General features: G+C 67.6%; 24 protein-coding genes. 16 read left to right on the top strand and 8 right to left on the bottom strand.

Annotated elements, in window-relative coordinates; genetic code table 11:
* The first annotated feature begins 128 nt into the window (after positions 1 to 128).
* A complete protein-coding gene (locus ASE30_RS22655; RefSeq protein ID WP_057286521.1) occupies positions 129 to 2,015 on the top strand; it encodes an ABC transporter ATP-binding protein in 1,887 nt (628 codons plus the stop codon).
* A gap of 1 nt (position 2,016) precedes the next feature.
* On the opposite strand, the gene ASE30_RS22650 is transcribed toward ASE30_RS22655, so the two are convergent.
* The gene (locus ASE30_RS22650; protein ID WP_057286520.1) at positions 2,017 to 2,649 is read right to left on the bottom strand and encodes a LysE family translocator; all 633 of its coding nucleotides are present in this window, start codon (positions 2,647 to 2,649) and stop codon (positions 2,017 to 2,019) included.
* Positions 2,650 to 2,781: 132 nt separating this feature from the next.
* On the opposite strand from ASE30_RS22650, the gene ASE30_RS22645 reads away from it, so the two are divergent.
* Positions 2,782 to 3,264: an Lrp/AsnC family transcriptional regulator gene (locus ASE30_RS22645; RefSeq protein ID WP_057286519.1), complete on the top strand. Its 483-nt coding sequence runs from the start codon at positions 2,782 to 2,784 to the stop codon at positions 3,262 to 3,264.
* Positions 3,265 to 3,277: 13 nt separating this feature from the next.
* Here the strand turns inward: ASE30_RS22645 and ASE30_RS22640 are convergent, their stop codons facing one another.
* Genes ASE30_RS22640 through ASE30_RS22630 form a run of 3 tightly spaced genes read right to left on the bottom strand, consistent with a single transcriptional unit; the run spans position 3,278 to position 5,702 of the window.
* Complete coding sequence (locus ASE30_RS22640) at positions 3,278 to 3,952, bottom strand: DJ-1/PfpI family protein (RefSeq protein ID WP_057286518.1); 675 nt, start codon at positions 3,950 to 3,952, stop codon at positions 3,278 to 3,280.
* A 35-nt stretch (positions 3,953 to 3,987) separates the two neighbouring features.
* Entirely contained in the window at positions 3,988 to 4,710 is a 723-nt protein-coding gene (locus ASE30_RS22635; protein WP_057286517.1) for an SDR family NAD(P)-dependent oxidoreductase, read from the bottom strand.
* Complete coding sequence (locus ASE30_RS22630; protein ID WP_057286516.1) at positions 4,707 to 5,702, bottom strand: tripartite tricarboxylate transporter substrate binding protein; 996 nt, start codon at positions 5,700 to 5,702, stop codon at positions 4,707 to 4,709. The genes ASE30_RS22635 and ASE30_RS22630 overlap by 4 nt, the downstream gene beginning before the upstream one ends.
* 103 nt (positions 5,703 to 5,805) lie before the next feature.
* On the opposite strand from ASE30_RS22630, the gene ASE30_RS22625 reads away from it, so the two are divergent.
* The 5 genes from ASE30_RS22625 (at position 5,806) to ASE30_RS22605 (ending at position 11,154) form a co-directional block, all read left to right on the top strand.
* Positions 5,806 to 6,846: a cyclase family protein gene (locus ASE30_RS22625; protein ID WP_057286515.1), complete on the top strand. Its 1,041-nt coding sequence runs from the start codon at positions 5,806 to 5,808 to the stop codon at positions 6,844 to 6,846.
* 3 nt (positions 6,847 to 6,849) lie between these two features.
* A complete protein-coding gene (locus ASE30_RS22620) occupies positions 6,850 to 8,466 on the top strand; it encodes an AMP-binding protein (RefSeq protein WP_057286514.1) in 1,617 nt (538 codons plus the stop codon).
* 2 nt (positions 8,467 to 8,468) lie between these two features.
* Positions 8,469 to 9,212 (top strand): GntR family transcriptional regulator, encoded by a 744-nt coding sequence (locus tag ASE30_RS22615; protein ID WP_057286513.1) that lies wholly within the window; start codon positions 8,469 to 8,471, stop codon positions 9,210 to 9,212.
* Positions 9,213 to 9,363: 151 nt separating this feature from the next.
* Positions 9,364 to 10,644: an ABC transporter substrate-binding protein gene (locus ASE30_RS22610; protein ID WP_082601687.1), complete on the top strand. Its 1,281-nt coding sequence runs from the start codon at positions 9,364 to 9,366 to the stop codon at positions 10,642 to 10,644.
* 69 nt (positions 10,645 to 10,713) lie between these two features.
* Positions 10,714 to 11,154: an NUDIX hydrolase gene (locus ASE30_RS22605; protein WP_057286512.1), complete on the top strand. Its 441-nt coding sequence runs from the start codon at positions 10,714 to 10,716 to the stop codon at positions 11,152 to 11,154.
* Between the two features lie 26 nt (positions 11,155 to 11,180).
* Here ASE30_RS22605 and gcvA read toward each other — a convergent pair whose 3' ends face one another.
* Positions 11,181 to 12,065, bottom strand: coding sequence for a transcriptional regulator GcvA (gene gcvA / locus ASE30_RS22600; protein WP_057286511.1), 885 nt, complete (start codon positions 12,063 to 12,065; stop codon positions 11,181 to 11,183).
* Between the two features lie 140 nt (positions 12,066 to 12,205).
* On the opposite strand from gcvA, the gene ASE30_RS22595 reads away from it, so the two are divergent.
* The 4 genes from ASE30_RS22595 to ASE30_RS22580 all read left to right on the top strand — a co-directional run bounded on the left by ASE30_RS22595 (position 12,206) and on the right by ASE30_RS22580 (position 17,260).
* Positions 12,206 to 13,645 (top strand): amidase, encoded by a 1,440-nt coding sequence (locus ASE30_RS22595; RefSeq protein WP_057286510.1) that lies wholly within the window; start codon positions 12,206 to 12,208, stop codon positions 13,643 to 13,645.
* Positions 13,646 to 13,647: 2 nt separating this feature from the next.
* Positions 13,648 to 14,907, top strand: a complete 1,260-nt coding sequence (locus ASE30_RS22590; protein ID WP_057286509.1) for an MFS transporter — start codon at positions 13,648 to 13,650, stop codon at positions 14,905 to 14,907.
* Positions 14,908 to 14,945: 38 nt separating this feature from the next.
* Complete coding sequence (locus ASE30_RS22585) at positions 14,946 to 15,755, top strand: aminoglycoside phosphotransferase family protein (protein ID WP_057286508.1); 810 nt, start codon at positions 14,946 to 14,948, stop codon at positions 15,753 to 15,755.
* Between the two features lie 110 nt (positions 15,756 to 15,865).
* Complete coding sequence (locus ASE30_RS22580; protein WP_057286507.1) at positions 15,866 to 17,260, top strand: GntP family permease; 1,395 nt, start codon at positions 15,866 to 15,868, stop codon at positions 17,258 to 17,260.
* On the opposite strand, the gene ASE30_RS22575 is transcribed toward ASE30_RS22580, so the two are convergent.
* Positions 17,239 to 18,150: a LysR family transcriptional regulator gene (locus tag ASE30_RS22575; protein ID WP_057286506.1), complete on the bottom strand. Its 912-nt coding sequence runs from the start codon at positions 18,148 to 18,150 to the stop codon at positions 17,239 to 17,241. The genes ASE30_RS22580 and ASE30_RS22575 overlap by 22 nt on opposite strands.
* Positions 18,151 to 18,266: 116 nt before the next feature.
* On the opposite strand from ASE30_RS22575, the gene ASE30_RS22570 reads away from it, so the two are divergent.
* Entirely contained in the window at positions 18,267 to 19,016 is a 750-nt protein-coding gene (locus ASE30_RS22570; protein ID WP_057286505.1) for an SDR family oxidoreductase, read from the top strand.
* A 367-nt stretch (positions 19,017 to 19,383) separates the two neighbouring features.
* Positions 19,384 to 20,268 carry a crotonase/enoyl-CoA hydratase family protein gene (locus ASE30_RS22565; protein WP_057286504.1) on the top strand — a complete coding sequence of 295 codons (885 nt, stop codon included), beginning with the start codon at positions 19,384 to 19,386 and terminating at the stop codon, positions 20,266 to 20,268.
* A 20-nt stretch (positions 20,269 to 20,288) separates the two neighbouring features.
* Here the strand turns inward: ASE30_RS22565 and pdeR are convergent, their stop codons facing one another.
* Together pdeR and ASE30_RS22555 are read right to left on the bottom strand one after the other, a co-directional pair.
* The gene (pdeR, locus tag ASE30_RS22560; protein WP_057286503.1) at positions 20,289 to 22,286 is read right to left on the bottom strand and encodes a cyclic di-GMP phosphodiesterase; all 1,998 of its coding nucleotides are present in this window, start codon (positions 22,284 to 22,286) and stop codon (positions 20,289 to 20,291) included.
* Positions 22,287 to 22,576: 290 nt separating this feature from the next.
* Complete coding sequence (locus tag ASE30_RS22555) at positions 22,577 to 23,572, bottom strand: tripartite tricarboxylate transporter substrate binding protein (RefSeq protein ID WP_057286502.1); 996 nt, start codon at positions 23,570 to 23,572, stop codon at positions 22,577 to 22,579.
* Between the two features lie 221 nt (positions 23,573 to 23,793).
* Between ASE30_RS22555 and ASE30_RS22550 the strand changes: the two genes are divergently transcribed.
* The 3 genes from ASE30_RS22550 to ASE30_RS22540 all read left to right on the top strand — a co-directional run bounded on the left by ASE30_RS22550 (position 23,794) and on the right by ASE30_RS22540 (position 26,964).
* Positions 23,794 to 25,569 carry an IlvD/Edd family dehydratase gene (locus ASE30_RS22550; RefSeq protein ID WP_057286501.1) on the top strand — a complete coding sequence of 592 codons (1,776 nt, stop codon included), beginning with the start codon at positions 23,794 to 23,796 and terminating at the stop codon, positions 25,567 to 25,569.
* A 16-nt stretch (positions 25,570 to 25,585) separates the two neighbouring features.
* Positions 25,586 to 26,302, top strand: a complete 717-nt coding sequence (locus ASE30_RS22545) for a GntR family transcriptional regulator (RefSeq protein ID WP_057286500.1) — start codon at positions 25,586 to 25,588, stop codon at positions 26,300 to 26,302.
* A 140-nt stretch (positions 26,303 to 26,442) separates the two neighbouring features.
* On the top strand, positions 26,443 to 26,964 hold the full coding sequence (locus ASE30_RS22540) for a sigma-70 family RNA polymerase sigma factor (protein ID WP_057286499.1): 522 nt from the start codon (positions 26,443 to 26,445) through the stop codon (positions 26,962 to 26,964).
* The last annotated feature ends 7 nt before the right edge of the window (positions 26,965 to 26,971 follow it).

Here is a 26,971-nt window from a genome sequence, read left to right as displayed (position 1 = left end):
GCGACTGGTCCTCCGCGCCCGCCTGAACCCCTGAACGCAATCGCTGGTGCCTGACAGGCACACGGCTTGTTTTCCCTTCTTTCCTCACAAGGACATCCTGGCGTGTCTTGTGCCGCCAGGCCATCGCAATGGCTAGAAAAAAAATCGACTTTCGAGGACAGGCCTTCAAGGACGTCCTGGGCTTTACCTTCCGCTATTGGGGCCGGCAACCGCTGCGCATCGTGGTCATCGTGGCGCTGGCGCTGCTGTCGGCGGTGGCGGATGTGCTGACCCCGATGTACGCCGGCCGTCTGGTCGACGCCGTGGCGTCCGGCGCCGCGGGCGACCAGCTCGCCTGGAACGCCGCCATCACGGCCTTCTGGCTGCTGGTGGCGCTGGGCGTGGGCGGCACCCTGCTGCGCCAGGCCGTGTTCCAGAACATCATCACGTTCACCTTGAAGATGATGAATGGCATCGCCTCCAATGCCTTCTACCGCGTGCAGCGCTTTTCCACGGATTGGCATGCCAACAGTTTCGCCGGCTCCACCGTGCGCAAGATCACGCGCGGCATGTGGGCGGTGGACCTGTTGAACGACACGCTGCTGGTAGCGCTGCTCCCGTCCGTCGTGATGCTGGTGGGCGCCACCGCCTTGCTGGGCGCGCACTGGCCCTTGATGGGGCTGGTGGTGGGCCTGGGCTCGGTGCTGTACATCGCCGTCACGGCGGCGCTGTCGCTGGGCTATGTCGCGCCCGCGGCGCGGCTGGGCAATGCCTGGGACACGCGCATGGGCGGCGCGCTGGCCGACGCCGTGAGCTGCAACGCGGTGGTCAAGGCCTTTGGCGCCGAAACGCGCGAAGAAGCGCGGCTGGACCGCGTGATCGACAAATGGCGCCGCCGCACGCGCCGCACCTGGGTCCGCGCCACCTTCAACGGCGGCATCCAGGGCGCGATGCTGGTGGCCATGCAGGCCGCCATCCTGGGCGCATCGCTGTTGCTGTGGTCGCGCAACCAGGCCAGCGTGGGCGACATCACGTTCACGCTGGCGATGTTCTTCGTGCTGCAAGGCTATCTGCGCGACGTGGGCATGCATATCCGCAACCTGCAGCGCTCGGTCAACGACATGGAAGAACTGGTGTCGCTGGAAAAGCAGCCGCTGGGCGTGGAAGACAGGTCCGGCGCGGGCGCCATCACGGTGACGGCCGGCGAGATCCGCTTCGAGGACGTGACGTTCCGCTATGGTTCGCACAACACGGCGCTGTATGAACAGTTCTCGGTGCGCATCGCGCCGGGCGAACGCGTCGGGCTGGTGGGCCACTCGGGATCCGGCAAGACCACGTTCATCAAGCTGATCCAGCGCCTGTACGACGTGAACGGCGGCCGCATCACCATCGACGGGCAGGACATCGCCCAGGTGAAGCAGGCGTCCCTGCGCAGCCAGATCGCCATCGTGCAGCAAGAGCCCGTGCTGTTTCACCGGACCCTGGCCGAGAACATCGCCTACGCCCGGCCCGGCGCCACGCAGGCCGAGATCGAGCAGGCGGCCCGGCTGGCCAGCGCGCATGACTTCATCATGTCGCTGCCCAAGGGCTACGAGACGCTGGTGGGCGAACGCGGCGTGAAGCTGTCCGGCGGCGAACGCCAACGCGTGGCGATCGCGCGGGCGTTCCTGGCGGACGCGCCCATCCTGATCCTGGACGAAGCCACGTCCAGCCTGGACAGCGAAAGCGAGGTGCTGATCCAGCGCGCGATGGACCGCCTGATGGAAGGCCGCACCACGCTGGTGGTGGCGCACCGCCTGTCCACGGTGCGCGCGTTGGACCGCCTGCTGGTGATGGACCACGGCCGCGTCATCGAAGAAGGCAGCCACGACGCGTTGATCCGCTTGAAGGGCGGACTGTACCGCCGCCTGTTCGAACGCCAGGCCCTGGAACTGACCAGGGGACTGACCCAGGCGGAGCTGCTGGAGGACGGCGCCACGCCGCCGCCCGCGAAGACCGATGAGGAAGACGCGGCGTCGTACGCCTTCGGCAAGTGACTCAGGCGGGGCGCTGGGCGAAGGTCAGGCGCAGACCAAAAGCGATCAGGGCGGTGCCGAACACGATGCTCTGCACCTTCTGCGCGCGGGGGCTGGCCGTCATCCAGCGCCCCACCGCCCCGCCCGCCAGCGCGCACAGCACGTCGAACGTCAGGCCCAGTCCCACCAGGATGACGCCCAGCACCGCGAACTGCCGGCCGATGGGCCCCTGCGCCGGCGACACGAACTGCGGCAGCAGCACCGAGCAGAACAGCAAGGCCTTGGGATTGAGCACATTGGTCAGCACGCCGGTCAGCAGCGCCGGGCCCCAACCCTCATGGCGGGGCGCAGCGCCGGCCACCGGCGCATAGGACAGCGGGCCCGCGCGCAACAGGCGCACGCCCAGCCACACCAGATAACAGCCGCCCACCGTGCGCGCGGCGTCGAATGCCCACGGGTGGGTCTTGAACAGCGCCGCCAGCCCCAGCGCCGCCAGGGTGACGTGCGCCGCCCGCGCGATGGCGAGTCCGGCTGCCACGGCCAGCGCCTGCCCCCGGCCGCGCAGCAGGCCGGTTTCCAGCAGCAGGATCATGTCCGGCCCGGGCACCACGTAGACAATCAGCAACGCTCCCAGAAACAACGCCATATCGGTCATGACCGCGCTCCCGCGCAAGCTTTCAATGGCGTCATTCTAGGAAGTTCGGGCTGGCATGTGCTTGCTATTCATGCCAATCTATCTATCATTATTGGCATATTTCACCAACGACCTGACCACTTTTTTGACTTCATGCCAAAGCACGAATTGGATGCCTACGACCGCCGCATTCTGGAAGCCCTGCAGAAGAACGGGCGCCTGACCAATGTGGAGCTGGCCGAACAGATCGGCCTGTCGCCCTCGCCCTGCCTGCGGCGGGTGCGGATGATGGAAGAAGCCGGGGTCATCCAGGGCTATGAAGCGCGGCTCGACCCGCATGAGGTCGGCCTGGGGCTAACCGTGTTCGTGGGCGTCAAGGTCGAACGCCACCACGAACGGGACGCCGAACAGTTCCGGCACGAGGTCAGCGCCCTGCCTGAAGTCGTCGCCGCCCATCTGGTGTCCGGCGAATCCGACTTCCTGCTGCAGGTGGTGGTGCCGGACCTGCGCGGGTACGAGCACTTCCTGCTGCGCACCCTGCTGAAGCTGCCCGGGGTCAAGGACATCCGCAGCAACTTCGCCATCCAGACGGTCAAGCCGCGGAGCCCGCTGCCGCTGGACCATCTGGCCAAGTAAGGGCGTGGCGTCATCAAGGCATGGCGGCGGCGGCGCGATCCACGGCCTTGCCCCGGCGCTCGAAACGGGCCTGGGACAGCGCCAGGTAGCGCTCCACCACGGCCGGCTCCGACGTCTTGGGCGTGCCGCCCGCGAAGGGCGGCTTGGGGTCGTATTCGATCTGCAACTGGATCAGCTTGGCGACGTCTTCCCCGCACAGCGCCGCCACCACCTTCAGCCCCATGTCGATGCCCGACGTGACGCCTCCCGCCGTATAGGTATTGCCGTCCACGCACATGCGCTCGTCGCTGGGCGTCGCCCCAAAGCGGGATAGCAGCTCGCGCGCCCGCCAATGGCTGGACGCCCGCTTGCCGCGCAGCAATCCCGCCGCGCCCAGCAGCAGCGACCCCGTGCAGATGCCGAACAGATACTGCGCGCCCAGCCCCTGCCGGCGGGTGAACGCCACCCAATCCGGATCGACGATGGCGTCATCCGTTCCCGGGCCGCCGGGCACCACCAGCAGATCGCAAGGCGGGGCCGAATCCAGCGTCTGCGTCGGCACGAATCGCAGTCCGCGATCGCACCGCACCGGCTCCAGCGTTTTTGCGACAAAATCGATGGTGAAGCCCGGCGCGTTCGCCAGAACCTCGTACGGCCCGGTCATATCCAACTGGGTCAGCCCTTCGAACAAGACAAAATTCACATGCATGACGATGCTCCCTTGGAAACGCCTGCGCCCAGCATCTAACCCGCCAGCCCCACCGACATCCCGCCGCACACGTACAGCACCTGCCCCGTCATGAAGCCCGCGCGCGGGTCCATGAACATCGCCACGGTGTGCGCCACCTCTTCGGGACGCCCGACCCGGCCCACCGGGATCGAGGCTTCCAGCGCCACCGTCCTGGGCTCGCCCGGCGGGTTGGATTGATTGAACAGTTCGGTCGCGACCGGCCCCGGCGCCACGGTGTTCACCGTGATGCCGTCACCCGCCAGCTCCAGCGCCCAGGTCCGGGTCATGCCGGCCAGCCCGGCCTTGGAGGCGCCATAGACCGACCGGCCGCCCTTGCCCAGGGCCGCGCGGCTGCCTATGTTCACGACGCGACCATAGCCCGCCGCCCGCATGCCGGGCAAGAGCGCCTGCATCAGCAGGATGGGCGCGGTGATGTTCAGGGCCATCGTGCGCGCAAGGTCTTCCTGCGTGACGTCCTCGATGTTGGCGACCTGGATCATGCCCGCGTTGTTCACCAGATTCAGCACGGGACGCTCGGCCGCGATCTCGCGCGCCGCCGCGACGGTGGCCGCCCCATCGCCCAGGTCCACCGAACGGAAGGTCTCGCCGCGCAGGATCTGGTCCGGCGCGGTGCGGCTGAAGTTGACGACCTGATAGCCGTCGTCGAGCAGGCGCGCCACGATGGCGCGGCCGATTCCCCGGCTGCCGCCGGTGACAAGAGCGATGGGTGTGTTCATTGCGCGGAGATTCCTTTGTCTTTGATGAGACCGCCCCACTTCTTGCGCTCCGCGGATTCGAAGGCGGCCAGGTCGGCGCCGAACAGCGTACCGGGCTTGGCGCCCATGGTGGCGAAATTGGTGGCGATGGCCTGGGTTTGCAGGCCGCTGCGGGCGGCGGCGATCAGTTGGTCGACGACCGGCTGCGGCGTGCCGCGAGGCGCGTACAGCGCGAACCAGGCGGTGACGTCGAAGCCCGGCAGGCCGGACTCCGCGACGGTGGGCAGGTCCGGCACGGACGGATCGCGCGCGCCGGAAGTCACGGCCACGCCGCGCACCAGATTGCCGTCCTTGATCTGCGCCAGCGAACCCGGCAGGTTGTCGAACAGCAGATCGACCTGGCCGCCCGCCACGGCGGGCAAGGAGGCCGACGTGCCCTTGAACGGCACGTGCAGCATGGTCACGCCGGCCATGGCTTCGAAATAGGCGCCGGTCAGGTGCACCGAGGACCCGATGCCGGGCGAGGCGTAAGTCAGCTTCTTGTCCGGCGATTGCTTGGCGGCCTTGATGATGTCCGCCACCGTCTTGTAGGGCGACTTGGCGCTGACCGCGATGACGTTGGGCGTGGTGGACACCAGCGCGATCGGCACCAGGTCGCGCTCGGGGTCGAACGCCATGTTGCTGTAGAGGAACTGGTTGATCGTCTGCGTGCCGATCGTGCCGAGGCCCAGGGTGTAGCCGTCGGCCTTCGCGCGGGCCACGTAGGCCATGCCGATGTTGCCGCCCGCGCCGGGCTTGTTTTCCACCAGCACGGTCTGCTTCAGGCCCGGCTGCAGCGCATTGGCGATCGCGCGGCCGAACAGGTCCGCGCCACCGCCGGGGGGATACGGGACGACGACGGTGACGGGATGGTCGGGGTAGCCCGCGGCGTGGGCGGCGGGCAGCGCCAGAACAGCCAGCGCGGCAACAGCCAGGTGGCGCCATACGGCGCGCGGATGCAGCAATTGCGTCATGGTTTTGTCTCCTCTCGAATCCGCTGATTGCGGATTTCTTTTTAAAGTACGTAAATACGTACTATATTCATAAGAACATAGAAAACGGATAGGAGACAAGCAGATGAAACGCTGGACGCACCGCCCCGAAGGATCGACCTGGGGCGACTTCGGCCCCGACGACGAACTGGGCCGCCTGAACCTGCTGACCGAAGAGAAGGTGCTGCAGGCCGTGCGCGAGGTCCGCGCGGGCAAGGTGTTCTGCCTGTCGCTGCCGCTGGACCTGCCCGGTGGCAATGTGCTGAATCCGCGCCGTCATGCCCCCACGCTCAAGCCCACCTTCCGCGAAGGCACGCCCTACCTGAACTTCGCGATGTCGCAATTGCAGCCCGAGGCCGTCGACGTCCTGTCCGATGACCAGGTAACACTGTCCATGCAGTACTCCACGCAGTGGGACGGCCTGTCCCATGTGGGCGCGATGTTCGACATCCAGGGCGACGGCGAGGCCCGCCGCGTCTATTACAACGGCTACGCCGCCGGCGTCGATGTGTTCGGCGGCGCCGACCCGGACACGTCCCCGGAAGCCTGCTGCCCGCCTGGCGGCTCGTATGCGCGCAAGCTCAGCGTCAGCCGCTACGCCGAAAAAGGCATGCAGGGGCGCGGTGTGCTGGTGGACCTGGCGCGCGCGTTCGGCCCGGGCCGCACGCTGGTCAGCCACGACCGTCTGCAAGCCGCCATGCGCGAACAGAACGCCGTGGTGGAATCAGGCGACATGCTGGTCCTGCGCACGGGTTTCGCCGAAGCCGTCGTGGAGATGAACGGCCACCCGGATCCGCACGAATTGGAACAAACGGGCGCCGTGCTGGACGGGTCCGACCAAGCGCTGCTGGACTGGATCACGGATTCCGGCATCGCGGCGATCTGCGCCGACAACTACGCGGTGGAGTCCTACCCCGCGCGCACGTCCGGCCCCGGCCATTCGATCCTGCCGCTGCATCATCACTGCCTGTTCAAGCTGGGCGTGCCGCTTGCCGAACTCTGGTATCTGAAGGACCTGGCCGATTGGCTGCACGCGCAGGGACGCAACCGCTTCCTGCTGACCGCCCCGCCCTTGCGCATGCCGGGCGCGGTGGGGTCGCCCGTGACGCCCATCGCCACGGTGTAAGCCATGAGCCTGCCGTATTCGACCTTCTCCGAACACCTGGATCTGCTTGCCGCCCGCCAGCCGGACGCGGCCGCGCTGTTCGACCAGGACCGGCGGATCAGCGTCGCCGAGCTGCGCGCGCAAAGCCGCGCGCTGGCGGCGGGCCTGGCCCGCATCGGCGTGCGCCCCGGCCACCGCGTCGCTGTCTGGCTGCCCAATTGCACGGCCTGGCTGGAGTCCTTTCTGGCCTGCGCCCACCTGGGCGCGCTGGTGCTGGCGGTCAACACGCGCTTTCGCGCACTGGAAGTGGCAGACATCCTGGGGCGCGGCGGGGCGGACTGGCTGGTGTACTGGCCGGGCTTCAAGGGCATCGACTTCCAGGGCATTCTGGATGGCGTAGCGCCCGCGGCGCTTGCCCGTCTGCAGGGCGCAGTCGCCCTGACCGGCCCCGGCGAAGCCCCTATTCCGTTCCTGCACGGCAAACCGGTGCACCGCTATGCCGATCTGCTGGCCTGCGCCGACCCGGCGCCGGCCGCGCAAGGCAACGCAGGCGTGCTGTGCTTCACCACGTCCGGCACCACGTCCAAGCCCAAATTCGTGCTGCATGACCAGCAGACCTTGCTGCATCACGGCGCGGCGGTGGCCCGGGCGTTCGGCTACGACGGCAACAGTTGCGTGCTGGCCAGCGCGCCATTCTGCGGCGCCTTCGGCTTTGCCACGCTGGCCGGCGCGCTGGCGGGCGGTGTGCCCCTGGTGTGCGCGCCCGTGTTCGATGCGGCGCAGTCCGCCGACGCCATCGCCCGCCACGCGGTGACGCATACCTACGCCAACAACGAGGCCCTGGTGGGCATGATGCAGGCCGCGCCGCCCGCGCACTTCGCCTCGGCGCGGCTGTTCGGATTCGCCAGCTTCACGCCGGCGCTGGACAACATGCTGGACCTTGCCCGCCAGGCCGGCGTGCCGCTGACCGGCCTGTACGGGTCCAGCGAGTTGATCGCGCTCGTGGCCGGCCAGCCCCGCGATCCGGCCGAGGGCGACGTGTCGGCCCGCCATCAGCCCGGCGGCACGCTGATCTATCCCGAGGCCCGGGTGCGCGCCCGGGATCCCGAAACCGGCCAGGTGCTGCCGCACGGCCAGTCCGGAGAAATCGAGATCCTGTCGCCCAGCCTGATGCTGGGCTATCTGGACAATCCCGAGGCCACCCAAGGCGCCGTCACCGCCGACGGCTATTTCAAGACCGGCGACCTGGGCTACACGCTGACCCCGCGCCAGTTCGTGTTCCAGACCCGCATGGGAGACTCGCTGCGGCTGTCGGGTTTCCTGGTCAATCCCGTCGAGATCGAACAGGTCGTCGAAACGCTGCCCGGCGTGCGCGCCTGCCAGGTGGTGGGCGCAACCAGCAAGGGCAAAATCGTGCCCTACGCCTTCGTGCTGCTGCACGAGGGCGCCCAAGCGGATCCGGCGGGCTGGACCCGCGCCTGCAAGGCCGCCATGGCCGGTTTCAAGGCGCCGGCGGGCTTCACCGTGCTCGATGCCTTTCCTTCGGTGGAAAGCGCCAACTCGGTCAAGATCCAGAAGCACCGGCTGCGCGAGATGGCTGACGCTATGCTCTCGGATTCTTCATCCCCGCCCTCGCCCTGATCATGCCCGCCCGCAAGCTCTTTTCGCGCAGCCCCCAGCCGCTCTATCTGCAAGCGGCCGCGCTGTTTCGCAGCCATATCCAGAACCGCACGTGGCGGCCAGGGCAGCAGATCCCGCCGCTGGACTCGCTGATGGAGACCTACGGCATTTCGCGGGCGACCATACGCCAGGCCTTCGGGCTGCTCGAAGAAGACGGCCTGATCCGGCGTTCGCGCGGGTCGGGCACCTTCGTCAATGCCGCGTTGCCCGAGACGCCCACGCTGCTCATCCCCAAGACCTGGGCCGAAACCGTCGAACTGAGCAACCAGCTCGGCACGGTGTCGCTGGTGGAGTCCAGCGCCGACTCCCCGCTGCCCGACACGCTGGGCATGCCTTGCGGCGCCGACCGCGGCGGCAGCTTCCAATACCTGCGCCGCGTCCACACCACGGATGCGGGGCCCTTCTGTTATAGCGAGGTCTTCCTGGACAGCGGCCTGTTCCGCAAGCACCGGGCGCGCATCCAGAAAAGCACCGTGGCGCCGGTGCTGGACCAGTTCTACGGCGCGCGCATCACCGAGGCGCGCCAGGTACTCAACGTGATCGAAGCCGGCCAGGAGTCGGCGGAATCCCTGCAGATTCCCGTGTCGTCCCCCGTGGCCGAACTGCGCCGCTATGCCTGCATCGATGGCCGCGTGGTGTATTTCGCGCGGCTGGAGTTTCCGTTCCGGAAAGTCCGGATGGAATTCGACCTGCTGACCCAACGCTGACCCTCTTCAACCCAGACGGCCCGCCCGCCGCCGAACCAGGAGCCCGACCACCGCCCCACCGACCATCGCGGCCAGACCCCACCCAGAGCGCGGCGATACGCCACAAAAGCGCCAGCAGGTTCCCACAGATCCGGCACCAGAGGAGACAACCATGGCTTACGCCAACACGCCCCGGATTTCAATGCAGTGCCGCAGCACGCTTTCCCGCTTGTTCACCGCCACGGCCATCGCTTCGGCAATGGCCATTGCAATGGCCACGGCACCGGCCGTCGCGCAGGCGCAGCCCGCAGCGGTCTCCGACGACGTCGTCCGCCTGGGCCTGATCCTGGACATGAGCGGCATCTACGCCGACGTCACCGGCAAGGGCAGCGCCACCGCCGCCGAAATGGCGATCGCCGATTTTGGCGGCACGGTGCTGGGCAAGAAGGTGGACCTGATGGTGATGGACCACCAGAACAAGGCCGACATCGCCGCCGCCAAGGCGCGCGAGTGGTACGACACCCAGAAGGTGGACGCCATCATGGACGTGGCGGGCTCCGCGCCCGCGCTGGCCGTGCTGGAGGTGGCGCGCGAGAAGAAGAAGATCGTGGTCTTCAGCGGCCCCGGCACGGAACGCATCACCAACGACCTGTGCTCGCCGTACTCCGTGCACTACACCTATGACACCTGGTCGCTGGCCAACACCACCGCGCGCGCCACCGTGGAGCAAGGCGGCAAGAGCTGGTACTTCCTGACGGCCGACTACGCCTTCGGCCATACCCTGCAGGCGTCGGCCACCGATGTCGTGAAGGCCAACGGCGGCACCGTGGTGGGCGCATCGCGCCACCCGCTGGGCTCCAGCGACTTCGCGTCCTACCTGCTGCAGGCGCAGGCCAGCAAGGCGCAGATCGTGGGCCTGGCGAATGCCGGCGGCGACACCGTCAACGCCATCAAGGCGGCCAGCGAGTTCGGCCTGACCAAGGGCGGCCAGAAGATGGCCGGCCTGCTCCTGTACATCAACGACATCCATGCCATCGGCCTGGACGCCGCCGCGGGCCTGACGCTGACCGAAGCCTTCTACTGGGACATGAACGACCAGACCCGGGCCTGGTCCCAGCGCTACTACGACAAGCTGAAGAAGATGCCCAACATGAGCCAGGCGGGCACGTATTCGTCGGTGATGCACTACCTGAAGGCGGTGCAGGCGGCCGGCACCGACGAGCCCGCCGCGGTGATGAAGCAGATGAAGTCCATGCCCATCAACGACTTCTTCGCCGCCAACGGCCGCATTCGCGAGGACGGCCGCATGGTGCACGACATGTATCTGTTCGAAGTGAAAAAGCCGGCCGAATCCAAGCGGCCCTGGGACTACTACAAGCTGGTGGCCACGCTGCCGGGGGACCAGGCCTTCATGCCGCTGTCCAAGTCCACCTGCCCGCTGGTGAAGAAGTAGGCGCCACGGCGCGGGCGGAAAGCGATTTCCGCCCGCGCTCTACACTGCGGGATTGAAGCCGGAGCCTCCATGACCGATCCCGATCCGACACGCCCCATTGCCGCCACCATCGCCGCCGTCATCCGCGATGGCCACGTGCTGCTGGTGCGCCGCGCCAACCCGCCGGACGAAGACCGCTGGGCCTTTCCCGGCGGCAAGATCGATGCGGGCGAGCCCATCCTGGCCGCGACCGCGCGGGAACTGCGGGAAGAAACCGCCGTGCTTGCCGAACCGCTGCACGTGTTCGATGCCGTCGACGTGTTCGATCGCGACGCCACGGGCGTGCTGCGACGCCACTTCATTCTGATCGCGGTGCTGTGCCGCTGGCAATCCGGCGAACCGGTGGCGGGCGACGATGCGCGGGATGCCCGATGGGTGCCGTTGACGGAACTGGAAGGCCATGCGCTGGCGACCAGCTTCGGGGTGGCGGAACTGGCGCGCAAGGCCGCGGCGTTGATGGTGGCCGGCTAAGGGCTGCCGGTACGCCAGGCGCCGGTTCAGGCGCCGCGCTCCCGCAGCCAGTCGCGGAACGCCCGGGCCTTGTCCTTCATCGGGCCCTGTCCCGGCCACACCAGGTAATAGCCGAACTCCTCCAGCCAGGCATCGTCGGCCAGCCTGACCAGCCGCCCCGCCGCAAGCTCGTCTTCAACCATCGCCGCCGGCAGCAGGCCCATGCCCTGCCCGGCCGCGACCGCCTTCAGCAGCAGATTGCCATCGTCGAAGGCAGGCCCTCTGGGCATGCCCGCGTCGTCCACGCCCTGTGCCGCGAACCAGAGCCTCCAGCCCTTGCGGCCTTCGTCGTGCACGCGCGGCCAACGCAGCAGGTCCCACGCGCCGCCGGGCATGCCCAGCGAGTCCACCAGGCCGGCCGACGCGACCGGCACGACTTCCACCGTCAACAGGTGTTCGCTCTGCAAGCCCGGGTAGCGGCCCAGCCCGTGCCGGATCGCGATGTCCACGCCGTCGCGCGTGAAATCCGTCAAGGCATTGCTGGTGACGATCTGCAGATCGATGTCGGGGTGGCGCGCGTGAAAGTCGTTCAGGCGCGGAATCAGCCAGGCCGATGCGAAGAAAGCGGTGGCGCCGACGGTAAGCACGCGGCTTGCCGGCGGCGCCGCGACGCGGGCCGAGGCGTCCAGTATCTGGCGAAACGCATTGCGGATGGGCGGCAGGTAGTTCCTGCCGGCATCGGTCAACAGGATGCCGCGGTTCACGCGCACGAAGAGCGGCACGCCCAGGTGCTGCTCCAGCGTCTTGATCAACTGGCTGACCGCGCCCGGCGTGACGCACAGCTCTTGCGCCGCCGCCTTCATGGACTGATGGCGGGCGGCGGCATCGAAGGCGCGCAGGGCATTGAGCGGAGGGAGTCTGGGTGGGAGCATGGGCGTCGCCGCGGTAAAGATTCAAGTTAGTTTTACTAACTTGAACAAGATAGAAAAGAGGGTTTGTCGAACCTGATTTGTCCCATTAACTTTGAAGGTGTGCGCTGGCAAATCAACTCGAAAAAGAATAGTTCAACTATATGAATGACATCAAGCTCGAAACCCCTGGGGCGGACCTCCTGGACCGGGACCTGACCGAGGTCGCCGCGCTGATCCGGTCCGGCGAGATTTCGCCCGTGGAGATCACGCGCGCCCAGCTCCGGCGCATCGAGGCCCGGGACGGCGCGCTGCGCAGCTACGCCTGCGTGACGGCGGCGTCGGCGCTGCAGGCCGCGCGCGCCGCCGAAGCGGAGATACGCGGCGGCCGCTACCGTGGCCCGCTGCATGGCGTGCCCATCGCGCTGAAGGACCTGTGCCGGCGGGAAGGCGTGCCGGCGGCGGCGGGCTCGACTATCCACCGGAGCACGCCCGCAGATCATGACGCCACCGTCGTGCGGCGGCTGCGCGACGCGGGCGCGGTGCTGCTGGGGCAACTGCAGATGACGGAAGGGGCGTACTCCGACCATCATCCCGCCATCGCGCCCCCGCGCAATCCGTGGAACGCGGACTATTGGACCGGCATCTCGTCCAGCGGATCCGCCGTGGCGACGGCGGCTGGCCTGTGCTTCGCGGCCACCGCATCGGACACGGGCGGATCGATCCGCTGGCCCTGCGCGGCCAACGGCCTGACGGGCATCAAGCCTACGTGGGGCCGCGTCAGCCGCCATGGCACGGTGGAACTGGCGGCCTCGCTGGATCACATCGGCATCGTCGCGCGCAGCTTGCGCGATGCCGCCGTCATGCTGGAAGCCGTGGCGGGCGCCGATCCCCTGGAGCCCACCGCATTGCAGGCGCCGGTGCCGCGCTATGCCCAGCTTGCCTCCGGCTCCATTCGCGGCCTGCGGATCGGCGTCGATCCGGACTGGAACAGCATGGACGTGGACGCCCAGACGCGAAGCATGCTGGCGGCGGCCGCGCAGACATTCCAGGAGCTGGGCGCGGAGCTGGTGCCGGTGCGCTTCCCGCGCGCGCAGGCTGAACAGGCGGTTCGCGACTGGGCGCCGAACTGCGCGGTGGAAGCCGCGGTTGCCCATGCGGGCACCTACCCCTCCCAGAAGAACGAGTACGGGCCGGTGCTGGCGAAGGTGCTGGATGCGGGCCATGCCTTGTCCGGCCTGGATTACCAGCGCCTCTTGCTGCGCCGCATGGACCTGCGCGGACAGGTGGACGCGATGTTCACCGGCATCGACGCAATGCTGGCGCCGGTGCAACCGATGCCGCCACTGACCCTGCACGCCATCAGCACGCTGGGCGATCAGCCCGGCTTGATCGCCGCGCTGCAGCGCTACACCTGCGTGTTCAACATGACGGGTCATCCCTGCCTGACGCTGCCGGCGGGCCTATGCCGGGCCGGCATGCCGATGGGCCTGCAATTGGTGGCCGCGCGTCTGGACGAGAGGACCTTGTTCCGGCTTGGGGCCGCGTTCCAGTCCGCCACCTGCTGGCATCTGCACAGGCCCGCGCCAGGAAAGGAAGCGTGACCATGCGCTCGCAACATGCCACCCCCCTGCCCACGGCCGGCAGGATTTTTCACGGATGGTTCGTGGTCGCCGCCGCGTTCGCCATCACCTTGCTGGGATTCGGCAGCGCCTATTCCTTCAGCGCGTTCGTCGAATCCCTGCAGCACGATTTCGGCGCCTCGCGGGGCGCGGTGTCTCTGGTGTTTTCACTGGCGGGATTTCTGTACTTCGGCCTGGGCGTGATCAGCGGGCCCCTGGCGGACCGCTACGGGTCGCGCCGCCTGGCGCTGGCCGGGATGCTGCTGCTGGCGCTGGGACTGCTGCTTGCCGGCGCGGCGCGGAGCATGACGCAGATATACCTGGCCTATGGCCTGGGAGTGGGCTTGGGAGTGGGATGTTCCTATGTGCCGGTGGTGGGTGCGGTGCAGCGTTGGTTCCGGCGGCGGCGCGCGCTGGCGTCCGGGCTGGCCGTCAGCGGCATCGGCGTGGGCACGCTGCTCGTGCCGCCCCTGGCTTCGGCGCTGATAGACCTGTGGGGCTGGCGGGCCACCTATCTTGCGCTGGCCGTGTGCGTAGCGGTCCTGGGCGCGGCCGCCTCGCGCTGGGTGGAGAACTCGCCGCTGGACCGCGGCCTGGCTCCGGATGGCGCGCCGCTGCCGCCCCCGTGCGCCGCCACACCAGCGCTCGAGGGCGTCCCCGTGCGCGAGGCCGTCCGCAGCAAAGCCTTTGTCCTGCTGTACCTCGCCTGCCTGTTCTGCGCGTTCGGCGTCTTCGTGCCCTTCGTGCACCTCGTGCCCTACGCACTGGACCACGGCGTGCCGCCGGCCCGGGCCGTTCTGCTGCTAAGCCTGATCGGCGTGGGCAGCACGGCCGGCCGGTTCTGCCTGGGACCGATTGCGGACCGACTGGGCAGGCGCGCATCGCTTGCGGCCATGTATTGCGGGATGGCAGCCACGCTGGCGATCTGGAGCGCCTTCAGCCAGTTCTGGGCGCTGGCGCTGTTCGCGCTGGCGTTCGGAGTGTTCTACGGCGGCTGGGTGGCGCTGCTGCCCGCCGTGGTCATGGACTATTTCGGCGGACGCCACGTCAGCGGCATCATCGGCATGCTGTACACCAGCGTGGCGTTCGGCACCCTGATCGGGCCGGTCGCGGCGGGCTACGCCTACGACCTGGGCGGCAGCTACGCGCTGCCGATCGCCACGGCCGCCGGCGGAAATATCCTGGCGGCGGCGATCACGGCCCTGCTTCCGGAGCGCGCCGTTTCCCCGCGGACCGTACTATAGGGGTCGCCCCGCAACCGGATGCCTCCGCAACCATTGTCATGTTCGACGCCTATCTCACCCGCTGGAACCTCGCGCCCGATGGCGCGCCTATCGTCACCCACGCGGCGCAACTGCTGCCCGTCCTGCATGAAGGCGCGCCCGCCATGCTCAAGGTGTCCATCGAAGAAGACGAAAAGCAAGGCGGCGTGCTGATGAACTGGTGGGACGGCCAGGGCGCCGCGCGCGTGCTGGCGCACGACGACGACGCCATCCTGCTGGAACGCGCCACGGGCACGCGCTCGCTGGCCCACTACGCGCGCAATGGCCGCGACGACGAGGCCACCCGCATCCTCTGCGGCGTGCTGAAGGCGCTGCACGCGCCGCGAGGCAAGCCGCTGCCGGCCCTGCGGACGCTGGAGGAATGGTTCGCCGAATTGTGGCCGATGGCGCGGACGCATGGCGGCATCCTCGCGCACAGCGCCCGCCACGCCCGCGCCCTGCTGGACGATCCGCAAGACGTGACCGTGCTGCACGGCGACGCCCATCACGACAACGTGCTGGACTTTGGCGAGCGCGGCTGGCTCGTGATCGATCCCAAGCGCCTGCATGGCGACCGGGCCTTCGACTACGCCAACATCTTCTGCAATCCCGACCTGACGGACCCGGTGCCGCCCGTGGCCACCGTGCCCGGGCAATTCGAGCGCCGCCTGGACATCATCGTGGCGCACGCCGGGCTGGACCGCCGGCGGCTGTTGCGATGGGTCGTGGCCTGGTGCGGCCTGTCGGCCGCCTGGTACATGGGCGACGGCGACGATGCCGCGATCGACCTGGATATCGCGCGCCAGGCGCAGGCCCTGCTCGATCGCTGAATCCGCGCTGGCCGGCGCCATGCCCCATGCTCGCCGCGTAAAGAGAACACAAGCCCGATGCGTTAAGGTGTAGCCCCTCACCCCTTATCTCTTCATTCGCGGAGCATTGAATGACCGGATTGATCATCGTGGTGGCGGCGCTGGCGTTTCTGATGCTGGCGGCGTACCGAGGCTACAGCGTGATTCTTTGCGCGCCCATCGCGGCCATGGGCGCGGTGCTGCTGACCGACCCGTCGGCGCTGGCCCCTGTGTTTTCGGGCATCTTCATGGAGCGCATGGCGGGCTTCGCCAAGCTCTACTTTCCCGTGTTCCTGCTGGGCGCGGTGTTCGGCAAGCTGATCGAGCTGTCCGGATTCTCGCGCGCCATCGTGCAGGCGGTGCTGCGCCTGATCGGCGCGGAGCGCGCCATCGTGGCCATCGTGCTGGTATGCGCCGTGCTGACCTATGGCGGGGTGTCGCTGTTCGTGGTGGTGTTCGCGGTGTATCCGTTCGCCGCCGAAATGTTCCGCCAGGGCGGCATTCCGAAGCGGCTGATGCCCGGGGCGATCGCGCTGGGCGCCTTCACCTTTACCATGACCGCCCTGCCCGGCACGCCGCAGATCCAGAACATCATCCCCACCACGTTCTTCGAGACCACCACCTGGGCCGCGCCCTGGCTGGGCCTAATCGGCGCGGCGTTCACGCTGAGCGCCGGCATCGCCTACCTGGAGTGGCGGCGCAAGCGCGCGGCGGCCGCCGGCGAAACCTACGGCACTGACCTGCGCAACGAACCGGCCACGCCGCCCAGCGAACGCAGCCACCACCCGCTGATCGCGCTGCTGCCGCTGGTGGTGGTGGGCGTCATGAACTTTCTGCTGACGCGCTGGATCCCGGGCTGGTATCCGGCGGGTTCGGAAGTGGACCTGCCCGGCCTTGCCAAGCCCATGGCCGTCAACGCCGAAGAGCAGGTGGCGCTGTGGGCCGTGATGGGCGCGCTGATCGCGGGCATCTTCACCATCCTGCTGTTTTCGTTCCGCGCCATCAAGGCGCACTTCGCCGAAGGCAGCAAGAGCGCCGTGTCGGGCGCCCTGCTGGCGTCCATGAACACGGCGGCGGAATACGGTTTCGGCGGCGTCATCGCCGCGCTGCCGGGCTTTCTGCTGGTGGCGCAGGCCTTGAAGGCGATTCCCGATCCGCTGGTCGGCGAAGCCGTGGCGGTGACCACGCTGGCGGGCATCACGGGCTCGGCCTCGGGCGGCATGAGCATCGCGCTGGCCGCGATGTCGCAGACCTTCATCGACGGCGCGCTGGCCGCCGGCATCCCCATGGAGGTCCTGCACCGCGTCGCGGCCATGGCGAGCGGCGGCATGGATACCTTGCCGCACAACGGCGCCGTCATCACGCTGCTGGCCGTGACCGGCCTGACGCACCGCCAGTCCTACGGCGATATCTTCGCCATCACGCTGATATCGACGATGTCGGTATTCCTGGTGATCGCGGTCTTCTACCTGACCGGCATTGTCTGATCGAAGGCCGCGCCCAGCACCCCGGCCAGCCACTGCGTGAAGACGCGCACCCGCGCGGGCACCTGCCGGTTCTGCGGATACAGCACCGACACCGGCATGGGCGCGGGCGGCGCGTGGGGCAGCACGATCCTGAGGTGGCCCGCCGCCAGTTCCCGCTCCACGCGGTAGCGCGGCACCTGCACCAGCCCCAGGCCGGCCAGCGCCGCGCTGGTGTAGAGTTCGGCCCCCGTCACGCTGACGACCGAACGCGGGCGGACCAGCACGTTGCGCCCATCCACCGTGAAATCGAGCGGAAGACCGCGGCCCGTGGCGCTGGACAGGTAGTCCACCGCCCGATGGCCCTCCAGGTCTTCCAGGCTGGCCGGCACGCCAAAGCGCGCCAGGTAGGCGGGGCTGGCCACCGTCACCTGCGGCATCAGCGCGATCTGCCGGCCCGCCAGCGTGGAGTCCTGCAAGGTGCCGGTCCGCAGCACGCAGTCCACCCCTTCCCGGACCAGGTCCACCAGGCGGTCGTCTTCACCCAGGTGCAGCACGATGTCTGGGTAGCGCTCCAGAAAATCCGGCAGGCCCGGCATGACGAAAAACCGGGCCAGCGTGCCCTGTGCATTGACCCGCAGCAGGCCCTTGGGCGCCGTGTTCAGGAAGGCGCCGTCCGCCTCTTCCAGGTCCGCCAGCAGGCGCACGCAGCGCTGGTAGTGCGCTTCGCCGTCGTGCGTCAGCCGCACCTGCCGGGTCGTGCGTTCCAGCAAGCGCGCGCCCAATCGGGACTCCATGCGCTTGATCAGGTTGGTGACGGTGGCCCGGGGGATGCGCAGGTCTTCCGCCGCCTTGGTGAAGCTGCCGCGTTCGGCGATCCGCACGAACACCCGCATTTCCTGGAAACGATCCATCGCCGATCCGCCAATTGTTAATGCAAACGAAATTATCTTAGCAAATCACGGGTAATTATCTTTGATCTGGAATAGTCGATGATGCGTCCTACCCACTCACCCGACGGAGAAACACCATGAGCGCTTCCACTCCCACTCCCCAGCGCATCGCCCTCGTCACGGGCGGATCCCGCGGCATCGGCGCCGCGATCGTGCGCCGCCTGGCCCGCGACGGCTTCGCGGTCGGCATCAACTACGCCTCCAGCGCGGCCGAGGCCGAGGCCCTGGCTGGCGAGATCCGCCAGGCCGGCGGCCGCGCCATCGCCGTGCGCGCCGACGTTTCCCAGGCTGCGCAAGTGCGCGCCATGTTCGACGCCGTGGAAGACGGCCTGGGCCGCATCGACGTGCTGGTCAACAGCGCCGGCATCCTGAAGGTGCAGCCGCTGGCCGACACCAGCGACGACGTGTACGACCAGACCTTCGACATCAACACCCGAGGCACCTTCAATACGCTGCGCGAGGCCAGCGCCCGCCTGGCCGATGGCGGCAGCATCGTCAACGTGTCCAGCACCACCATCGCCCTGAACCTGCCGGGCTACGCCGTCTACATCGCCAGCAAGGCGGCGGTGGAGAGCTTCACCCAGGTCTACGCCAAGGAGCTGCGCGGCCGCCGCATCACCGTCAATGCCGTGGCTCCGGGCCCCGTCGCCACCGAGCTATTCCTCAAGGGCAAAAGCCCAGAACTGATCGAGCACTACGCCAAGATGCCGCCGCTGGAACGCCTGGGCCAGCCCGACGACATATCCGGCGTCGTGGCGTTCCTGGCGGGCCCGGACAGCGGCTGGGTCAATGGCCAGATTCTGCGCGCCAATGGCGGCATCGCCTGAGCGCCACCCGCCGGAAAACGCCCGCGGCGAGGCCGAACCGGACCGTGCGGCCGGACCCGATGCCTTAGCCGCTTCGGCTCCCCCGTCATCCCAACGCACGAGCCGGGGCTCGGGCGCGGGGATGGCGGGGGCGGTCCGGAGCATCGCGGATTTGCTGAGGTGCTCATCCGTTCTACCCATACCCCCATCGCCCGATGGGGCGAGGCGCCGGCACCGATTCGAGAAATTTCGAATTGCTCACTCGGGCCTTTGATTTACGGACAAGTCTGGCCAGTTGGACGAGGTTTGCATGAGACGGCACCCGGAAGGTGTGTATTAGCCTGACCCGGCAGTACTCCGACTCACCTTGATCGATTGGACGAAAGCAATGAATCAACTCATTCATCCGGACTGCCACCCCTTCACCGCAGCAGGCAATCTGAAGCAGATCTCCGCCTTTTACGAGGAGGGACGCCGAGTCATGTGGATGATGCTGCGCGCGCAACCGCGGCCCTGCTTTAACCATGAACTGATCGACGAGATCATGACCCTGGCGCGCGCCGCCAAGGATTCCGGCCTGCCTATCGACTTCTGGGTCACAGGTTCGCTGGTGCCGCAGATCTACAACGTGGGCGGCGACCTCAACTTTTTCGCCGAATCCATCCGCACGGGCAAGCGCGAAGCGCTGCGCGCGTATGCCCGGGCTTGCGTCGACTGCGTGCATGCCGCCACGCGCGGCTTCGACACCGGCGCCATATCGCTGGCCATGATCGAAGGGACCGCGCTGGGCGGCGGCTTCGAGGCCGCCCTAGCCCACCATTTCGTGCTGGCCCAGACCAACGCCCGCATGGGCTTTCCCGAGATGGCGTTCAATCTGTTCCCGGGCATGGGCGGCTATTCGCTGGTGGCGCGCCGCTCGGGCATGAAGCTGGCCGAAGAGCTGATCGGAACGGGCGAATCCCATACCGCCGAGTGGTTCCACGCCAAGGGCCTGGTGGACCAGCTGTTCGAGCCGGGCGACGCCTACAAGGCCACCCGCACCTTCATCGACGTGATGCGGCCCAAGCTCAACGGCATGCGCGCCATGCTGCGCGCGCGCCAGCGCGTGCTGAGCCTGACCCGCTCCGAGCTGATGGACATCACCGAGGACTGGGTCGATGCGGCGTTCTCCATCGACCCCAAGGACCGCGCCTACATGGAACGGCTGGTGATGGCGCAAAACCGCCGCAGCGCCGCCAGCACCGAGGCCGTCGAAGAAGCCACGATGCACTGACCGGCCGGCGCGCAACGGCGTCAGGCGATCAGATGCAGCCGGCGACGTTGCGCCAGCCAGCCCGAGAGTTCCTCGGCCGGCATGGGCTTGGCGTAGAGATAGCCCTGCTTGGCATCGACGCCCAGGGTGTCCAGGAACGCCGTCTCTTCCGGCGTTTCCACCCCTTCGGCGATCACCTTGAGTTCCAGCGTGCGCGCCACCGCGACGATGGCGCGCGCCAGCGCCTGCGACACCGGATTCTCGTTCACGCCGCGCACGAAGCTGGCGTCCAGCTTGATCGCGTCCAGCGGGATGCGCGCAAGCTGCGACAACGAGGAGTAGCCGGTTCCGAAGTCGTCCAGATGGACGCGAGCGCCCAGTTGGCGGAACTGCTTGATCAGTTCGATGGCCGCGTCTTCGTCGTCGATCAGGCAGCTCTCGGTCAGTTCGATGTCCAGCAGGCAGGGATCGAGGCTGGCGTCGTTGATGGCCCGCATGAATTCGCTGACCACGCCCTTGTCGTCGAGCTGGCGGGCCGACATGTTGATCGCGATGCGGATATTCAGGCCGTCGCGCTTCCAGGCCGCCGCCTGCCGGGCGGCTTCGCGCATCACCCAGACACCCAGCGGCGAGATCAGGCCTGATTCCTCGGCGTAGGGAATGAAGACGTTGGGGCCGACCATGCCGCGTTCCGGCGAACGCCAGCGCACCAGGGCTTCCACCCCGTCGACCTCGCCGGTGCGGCCGGCGAGCTTGGGCTGGTAGTACAGCATCAGGTGATTTTCGGCCAAGGCCTTGCGCAGATTGGTGTCCAGCCATACGTAGTCCGCGTTGCGGCGGTCCATCTCGTGCTGGAACACGCGGTACGTGTGGCGCCCTGCTTCCTTGGCCACGTACATGGCGATGTCGGCGCTGCGCACCACGCTGTCCAGGTCGGCGCCGTGGTCGGGGTACATGGCGATACCGATCGAGCAGCTTGTGTAGACCTCGATCAGGCCCTGGCGGAAAGGTTCGCGCAGGCGTTCGATGATGCGTTCGGCAGTGGCTTCGAGCTGCCAGGCCTGCGCCGCTTCCTGCAGGACGATGAACTCATCGCCACCCAGGCGGGCCAGCGTCTGGCCCTCGGACAGGCAGGTCGAGATGGCGACCGCCACCGCCTTGAGCAGGCGGTCTCCGAAGCCGTGGCCGTAGTGGTCGTTGATGCGCTTGAAGTTGTCCAGGTCCAGGAACAGCACGCCGCCGCGCCCTTCCTGCCCCGCCGCCAGCGCCGCCTTCAGCCGCGAGGTGATCGCGTGGCGGTTGGGCAGGTTGGTCAGCATGTCGGTGTTGGCCAGCACGCGCAAACGTTCCTGCGCCTGGCGTTCTTCGGTGATGTCGGTGCCCGAGCAGATCAGGTAGACGCGCTTTTCGCCGCTGCCGCTGGTGACGAACTTATTGCGGAACAGGAACAGCCGCGGGCCCTTGACCGTATTGATCGTGCGCTCGACTTCATAGGACTGCCCGCGCTTGTAGAACTCGGCGATATTGCGCCGCGAGGCGATGGCCTCTTCGCGCGTCATGAACATCTCGAAGACGCTGCGGCCCACGATGTCCTGTTCGCGCTTGCCGGTGTATTCCTCGCTGAGCTTGTTGAAGCGCTGCACCCGGCCGTTCTGGTCGACGATGACAATGACCGAGTTGGCCTCGGACACGACGGTTTCGGCGAACGACAGGCCTTCGACGAGGTCCTTGGCGACCGATTCCGTATCGGTATGGGCCGACGCGGTGCCGGCCCATTCGTTGGGATTGATCTTGCGGCCCACCAGGTGCAGGTGGAGCAGGTCGCCGTACAGCGAGATGTCGATGCGCACGCTGGACGTGATGCCGGTCAGCCCGCGGATGACGTCCGCCTGGTCCGGGCGTAACGCCATCGCGATATTGGTCGCGCCCTTGACCGCGGCGAGCTCGATCGCATCGCTATCGGCGGTTAAACGCCAATATGGGCTATGCGTACCGAAATGCGTGTGCAGGATCGATTTTTCGTCCTGGTTCTCAGTCATTGGTATCCCCCCGCCGCCCTAAGATGGCCCGCAAAGCACATTACGGTCTACTCAATTTGGGGTCAACCAGATTGTTGAGTACCCAAATTCGTGTATTGCGGTTTATTGCGGCGCAGTCCATCGTTACCCTGTAAACCTTCGCAATACAGGCTGGTTTCGTGCGTCCGGATCCAGGCGCGCGGTTTTTTTATTGCGTTTCTTTTCAGCATTCGCGCAAACAAAAACGCCGGAAATCCTGAGCGGACTTCCGGCGTGTGGCGTAAATGGCGCAGCGCGCCGGGTGCGGCGTATCAGTCGCCCTTGACCCCGGCCTCGTCGATCACCTTGGTCCAGCGGGCCACCTCGGCCGAGATGCGGGCGCTGGCGTCCGCCGGCGAGGTCCACGTGGCGATGGCGCCCTGGTTCAACAGCGAAGCCTTCACTTCCGGCTTGGCCAGGATCTTCTTGAGTTCGCCGTTCAGGCGGTCGATCACGGGCGCCGGCGTGTTCGCGGGGGCCACGATGCCGAACATCGAGCTGACCTCGAAGTCCTTCAGACCGGCTTCCGCCGCGGTAGGCACGTCGGGCAAGGCGTCGACGCGCTGGGGCGAGGTCACCGCCAGGGCGCGCAGCTTGCCCGCCTTGATGTTGGCCTGCGAGGCGGGCACGGTTTCGATCATGCTGAGCACCTGGCCGCCCATCAGGTCGGTCATGGCGGGGCCGCTGCCCTTGTAGGGCACGTGCAGGATGTCGGCGCCCGCCGTGCGCTTGAACATTTCGCCGGCCAGATGCTGGGGCGAACCGTTGCCGGCCGAGGCCATGGTCATGTAGCCGGGCTTGGACTTGGCCAGCGCGATGAACTCGGACAGGGTCTTGGCCTGCACCGACGGGTTCACGACGAACACCAGCGGCACCGTGCCGACGATGGACACCGGCGCAAAGCTCTTCTCCACGTCATACGTGACGCGGCCACGATACAGCGCGGCGTTGATGGAATGGCTGGTCAGCGCGCCCATCAACAAGGTGTAGCCGTCGGGCTGCGCCTTGGCGACCTGGTCGGCGCCGATATTGCCCGCCGCGCCGGCGCGGTTTTCCACCACGACGGTCTGGCCCAGCGCGCCCGACAATTCCTGCGCCAGCACGCGTCCGATCACGTCGGTCGCGCCTCCGGGCGGATACGGCACGATCAGGCGGATGGGCTTATCGGGATAGGCGTCGGCGGAGAACGCCGGGGCGGAAACGCCGGCGCAAAGGGCCAGCAGGGATAACAGCACGGCACGGCGCGGCCGCAGACGCAGGTCTGACATGTAGGTCTCTCCAGCCGGGTTGAGTATAGGAATGGACGGACGCCCGGCTCGTCAACGGCGCCAGTGTAGGAGGCCATTCTTGATTGAAGAATCAACATTTTTCTATCGACTGATCTTTAAAACAGATCAATAGAAAGCGCTCAACAAACCGCTTGCGGCCGCCGCCAAGGGCTGGATATGATGTTGCCCCAGGATTATCAATAATATTATCGGGACCGAATATGACAGACGAGAAGAAGGGCGAACAGCCGGGCAAGGGCCCGTTCGACAGCGACAGCGCCACCGCGCAGGGCGTGGCCCGCGGGCTGACGAACTACGGCGACAAGGGCTTCTCGCTGTTCCTGCGCAAGGCCTTCATCAAGGGCGCCGGGCTTTCCGACGACGCGCTGGCCCGTCCCATCATCGGCATCGTCAACACCGGCAGCAGCTACAACCCCTGCCACGGCAACGCGCCCCAGCTCATCGAAGCGGTCAAGCGCGGCGTCATGCTGGCGGGCGGCCTGCCGATGGACTTCCCCACCATCTCGGTGCACGAGAGCTTCTCGCAGCCCACCAGCATGTACCTGCGCAACCTCATGTCCATGGACACCGAGGAAATGATCCGCGCCCAGCCCATGGATGCCGTGGTGCTGATCGGCGGCTGCGACAAGACGGTGCCGGCCCAGCTCATGGGCGCGGCGTCGGCCGGCGTGCCGGCCATCCAGCTCGTCACGGGGTCCATGCTGACCGGCTCGCACCGCGGCGAACGCGTGGGCGCCTGCACCGACTGCCGCCGCTACTGGGGCCGCTACCGCGCCGACGAGATCGACGCGCCCGAAATCGCCGACGTGAACAACCAGCTTGTCGCCAGCGTGGGCACCTGTTCCGTCATGGGCACCGCCAGCACCATGGCCTGCATCACCGAAGCGCTGGGCATGATGGTGGCGGGCGGCGCGTCCGCCCCCGCCGTCACCGCCGACCGCGTCCGCGTGGCCGAACGGACCGGCGCCACCGCGGTCGCCATGGCGGCGTCGCGGCTCACGCCCGACCTCATCCTGACCGGCAAGTCCATCGAGAACGCCCTGCGCGTGCTGCTGGCCATCGGCGGATCCACCAACGGCATCGTGCACCTGACCGCCATCGCCGGCCGCCTGGGCATCGACATCGACCTGGCGGGCCTGGACCGCATCAGCCGCGACACCCCCGTGCTGGTGGACCTGAAGCCGTCGGGCCAGCATTACATGGAAGACTTCCACGACGCGGGCGGCATGCCCGCGCTGCTGCGCGAACTGCGCCCCTTCCTGCACCTGGACGCGCTGACCGTGTCGGGCCGCACCCTGGGCGAAGAACTGGACGCGGCGCCCGCCCCCTTCAAGCAGGACGTGATCCGCACGGCGGCCGCGCCCATCTATCCGGTGGGCGGACTGGCCGTGCTGCGCGGCAACCTGGCGCCCGGCGGCGCCATCATCAAGCAGTCCGCCGCCAATCCCAAGCTGATGGAGCATGAGGGCCGCGCCGTGGTGTTCGAAGACGCCGAGGACATGGCCCTGCGCATCGACGACGACGCGCTGGACGTGACGGCCGAGGACATCCTGGTGCTCAAGCGCATCGGTCCCACCGGCGCGCCGGGCATGCCCGAAGCCGGCTACATGCCGATTCCCAAAAAGCTGGCGCGCGCGGGCGTCAAGGACATGGTCCGCATTTCGGACGGCCGCATGAGCGGCACCGCCGCCGGCACCATCGTGCTGCACGTGACGCCCGAGGCCGCCATTGGCGGACCGCTGGCCTACGTGCAGAATGGCGACCGCATCCGCTTGTCGGTGGCCCAGCGCGAAATCGCGCTGCTGGTGGACGACGCCGAGCTGGCGCGCCGCGCCGCGGCCAAGCCGATCACCCGGCCCACCGCCGACCGCGGCTATCGCAAGCTGTTCCTGCAGACCGTGACGCAGGCCGATCAGGGCGTGGACTTCGACTTCCTGCGCGCCGGCGTCACGAACGACACCGTCCCCAAGAAGTGAGCCGACGCTTTTCGCCATGAACGCCATCACGCCCGACGCCTTGCAGGAACAGGCCCCCGACGCCACGCAGTCCGCGGTGGCGGCACTGGAGGAAGACATCGTCTTCGGCCGGCTGCATCCGCGCGAACGCTTGACCGAAGACGAGCTGATGGCGCGCTTCGGCATGAAGCGCCACGCGGTGCGGCAGGTGCTGGCCGATCTTGAACTGCTGGGCGTGGTGGAAAAAAGGCGCAACGTCGGCGCGGTGGTGCGCGCGTTTTCCGTGCGTGAAGTGATGGAGCTGTACGCGTTGCGTGCAGTGCTGGAAGTGCACGCGGCCAGTCAGATACCGCTGCCCGTGCCGGAGCCCCGGCTGGCGGCGCTGATGGCGGTGCAGCGCGAGCACGACGCGGCGGTGGCGGACGGCGACGCGCGCCGCGTATTCCGCAGCAACCAGCGCTTTCACCGCGAGTTCTTTGGCCTGCTGGACAACGCCGTGCTGGGCCAGGCCATCGAAGAATACGCCCGCCGCACCCATCCGATCCGGTTCGGGTCGCTGGTGACGGCCGGGCACCGCGAACGCGCGCGCCAGGAGCACTGGACCATGATCCAGGCGCTGCGCGACGGCGACCGCGACGCGCTGATGGTGGTTTGCCGAGACCATCTGCTGCCTTCGCGCGACGCCTACCTGGCCTCGCAACAGGCGTTCAGCCAGACCAATGGGGCCTATCTGGCCCACCCCGCCCTGGCGTGACTCCGCGGATTTCCAGCAACAATTTGACAAGCCCCGCACGGATTCGGTAATAATAACAATTATTATTTCCAGTAATTGGCATGAGCAGTTGTCCCGCCTCGGCTTGCGAGGCGCCGGCGGCTTGATCAAAAGGTTGGATCTTGACTACGCCGGGATGCGCCTTCCCCACCTCCATCGAAACGCTCTATAGCGACCATCACGCCTGGCTCAGGGGCTGGCTGCGCCGCCGCCTGGGCAACGCGGATCAGGCCGAGGACCTGGCGCACGACACGTTCATCCGCCTGCTCAGCAGCGAACGGGTTCCCCCCACACTTTCCGAACCGCGCGCCTTTCTTACGACGGTGGCGCAGCATCTGGTGTCCAACCATTGGCGCCGCGAAAAGCTGGAGCGCGCCTATCTCGAAGCCCTGGCCCAGGCGCCACAGCCCATGAACTGGTCGCCGGAAGACCGCGCCATCGTGCTTGAGACGCTGCTGGAACTGGACCGCCTGCTCGACGGACTGCCCGCGCTCGTGCGGCGGGCCTTCCTGTTGTCCCAGCTCGAGGGGCAGACCCATGCCCAGGTGGCCCAGGCGCTGGGCATCTCGATTCCCACCGTCAAGCGCTACATCGTCAAGGCCCTGCAACGCTGCTGCTTTGCCGACCTTTCCTTTACAGGATGACCCGACC

It is taken from the genome of Achromobacter sp. Root83 (assembly GCF_001428845.1).
GTDB lineage: Bacteria > Pseudomonadota > Gammaproteobacteria > Burkholderiales > Burkholderiaceae_B > Achromobacter.
Note: the sequence above shows the minus strand (reverse complement) of the source record. Positions and strands in the feature narration are given on the sequence as shown.

Excerpts from the sequence above, each read along its gene's own strand:
- ASE30_RS22655 (WP_057286521.1), top strand. The coding sequence starts at position 129 with ATGGCTAGAAAAAAAATCGACTTTCGAGGACAGGCCTTCAAGGACGTC.
- ASE30_RS22650 (WP_057286520.1), bottom strand. The coding sequence starts at position 2,649 with ATGACCGATATGGCGTTGTTTCTGGGAGCGTTGCTGATTGTCTACGTG.
- ASE30_RS22645 (WP_057286519.1), top strand. The coding sequence starts at position 2,782 with ATGCCAAAGCACGAATTGGATGCCTACGACCGCCGCATTCTGGAAGCC.
- ASE30_RS22640 (WP_057286518.1), bottom strand. The coding sequence starts at position 3,952 with ATGCATGTGAATTTTGTCTTGTTCGAAGGGCTGACCCAGTTGGATATG.
- ASE30_RS22635 (WP_057286517.1), bottom strand. The coding sequence starts at position 4,710 with ATGAACACACCCATCGCTCTTGTCACCGGCGGCAGCCGGGGAATCGGC.
- ASE30_RS22630 (WP_057286516.1), bottom strand. The coding sequence starts at position 5,702 with ATGACGCAATTGCTGCATCCGCGCGCCGTATGGCGCCACCTGGCTGTT.
- ASE30_RS22625 (WP_057286515.1), top strand. The coding sequence starts at position 5,806 with ATGAAACGCTGGACGCACCGCCCCGAAGGATCGACCTGGGGCGACTTC.
- ASE30_RS22620 (WP_057286514.1), top strand. The coding sequence starts at position 6,850 with ATGAGCCTGCCGTATTCGACCTTCTCCGAACACCTGGATCTGCTTGCC.
- ASE30_RS22615 (WP_057286513.1), top strand. The coding sequence starts at position 8,469 with ATGCCCGCCCGCAAGCTCTTTTCGCGCAGCCCCCAGCCGCTCTATCTG.
- ASE30_RS22610 (WP_082601687.1), top strand. The coding sequence starts at position 9,364 with ATGGCTTACGCCAACACGCCCCGGATTTCAATGCAGTGCCGCAGCACG.
- ASE30_RS22605 (WP_057286512.1), top strand. The coding sequence starts at position 10,714 with ATGACCGATCCCGATCCGACACGCCCCATTGCCGCCACCATCGCCGCC.
- gcvA (WP_057286511.1), bottom strand. The coding sequence starts at position 12,065 with ATGCTCCCACCCAGACTCCCTCCGCTCAATGCCCTGCGCGCCTTCGAT.
- ASE30_RS22595 (WP_057286510.1), top strand. The coding sequence starts at position 12,206 with ATGAATGACATCAAGCTCGAAACCCCTGGGGCGGACCTCCTGGACCGG.
- ASE30_RS22590 (WP_057286509.1), top strand. The coding sequence starts at position 13,648 with ATGCGCTCGCAACATGCCACCCCCCTGCCCACGGCCGGCAGGATTTTT.
- ASE30_RS22585 (WP_057286508.1), top strand. The coding sequence starts at position 14,946 with ATGTTCGACGCCTATCTCACCCGCTGGAACCTCGCGCCCGATGGCGCG.
- ASE30_RS22580 (WP_057286507.1), top strand. The coding sequence starts at position 15,866 with ATGACCGGATTGATCATCGTGGTGGCGGCGCTGGCGTTTCTGATGCTG.
- ASE30_RS22575 (WP_057286506.1), bottom strand. The coding sequence starts at position 18,150 with ATGGATCGTTTCCAGGAAATGCGGGTGTTCGTGCGGATCGCCGAACGC.
- ASE30_RS22570 (WP_057286505.1), top strand. The coding sequence starts at position 18,267 with ATGAGCGCTTCCACTCCCACTCCCCAGCGCATCGCCCTCGTCACGGGC.
- ASE30_RS22565 (WP_057286504.1), top strand. The coding sequence starts at position 19,384 with ATGAATCAACTCATTCATCCGGACTGCCACCCCTTCACCGCAGCAGGC.
- pdeR (WP_057286503.1), bottom strand. The coding sequence starts at position 22,286 with ATGACTGAGAACCAGGACGAAAAATCGATCCTGCACACGCATTTCGGT.
- ASE30_RS22555 (WP_057286502.1), bottom strand. The coding sequence starts at position 23,572 with ATGTCAGACCTGCGTCTGCGGCCGCGCCGTGCCGTGCTGTTATCCCTG.
- ASE30_RS22550 (WP_057286501.1), top strand. The coding sequence starts at position 23,794 with ATGACAGACGAGAAGAAGGGCGAACAGCCGGGCAAGGGCCCGTTCGAC.
- ASE30_RS22545 (WP_057286500.1), top strand. The coding sequence starts at position 25,586 with ATGAACGCCATCACGCCCGACGCCTTGCAGGAACAGGCCCCCGACGCC.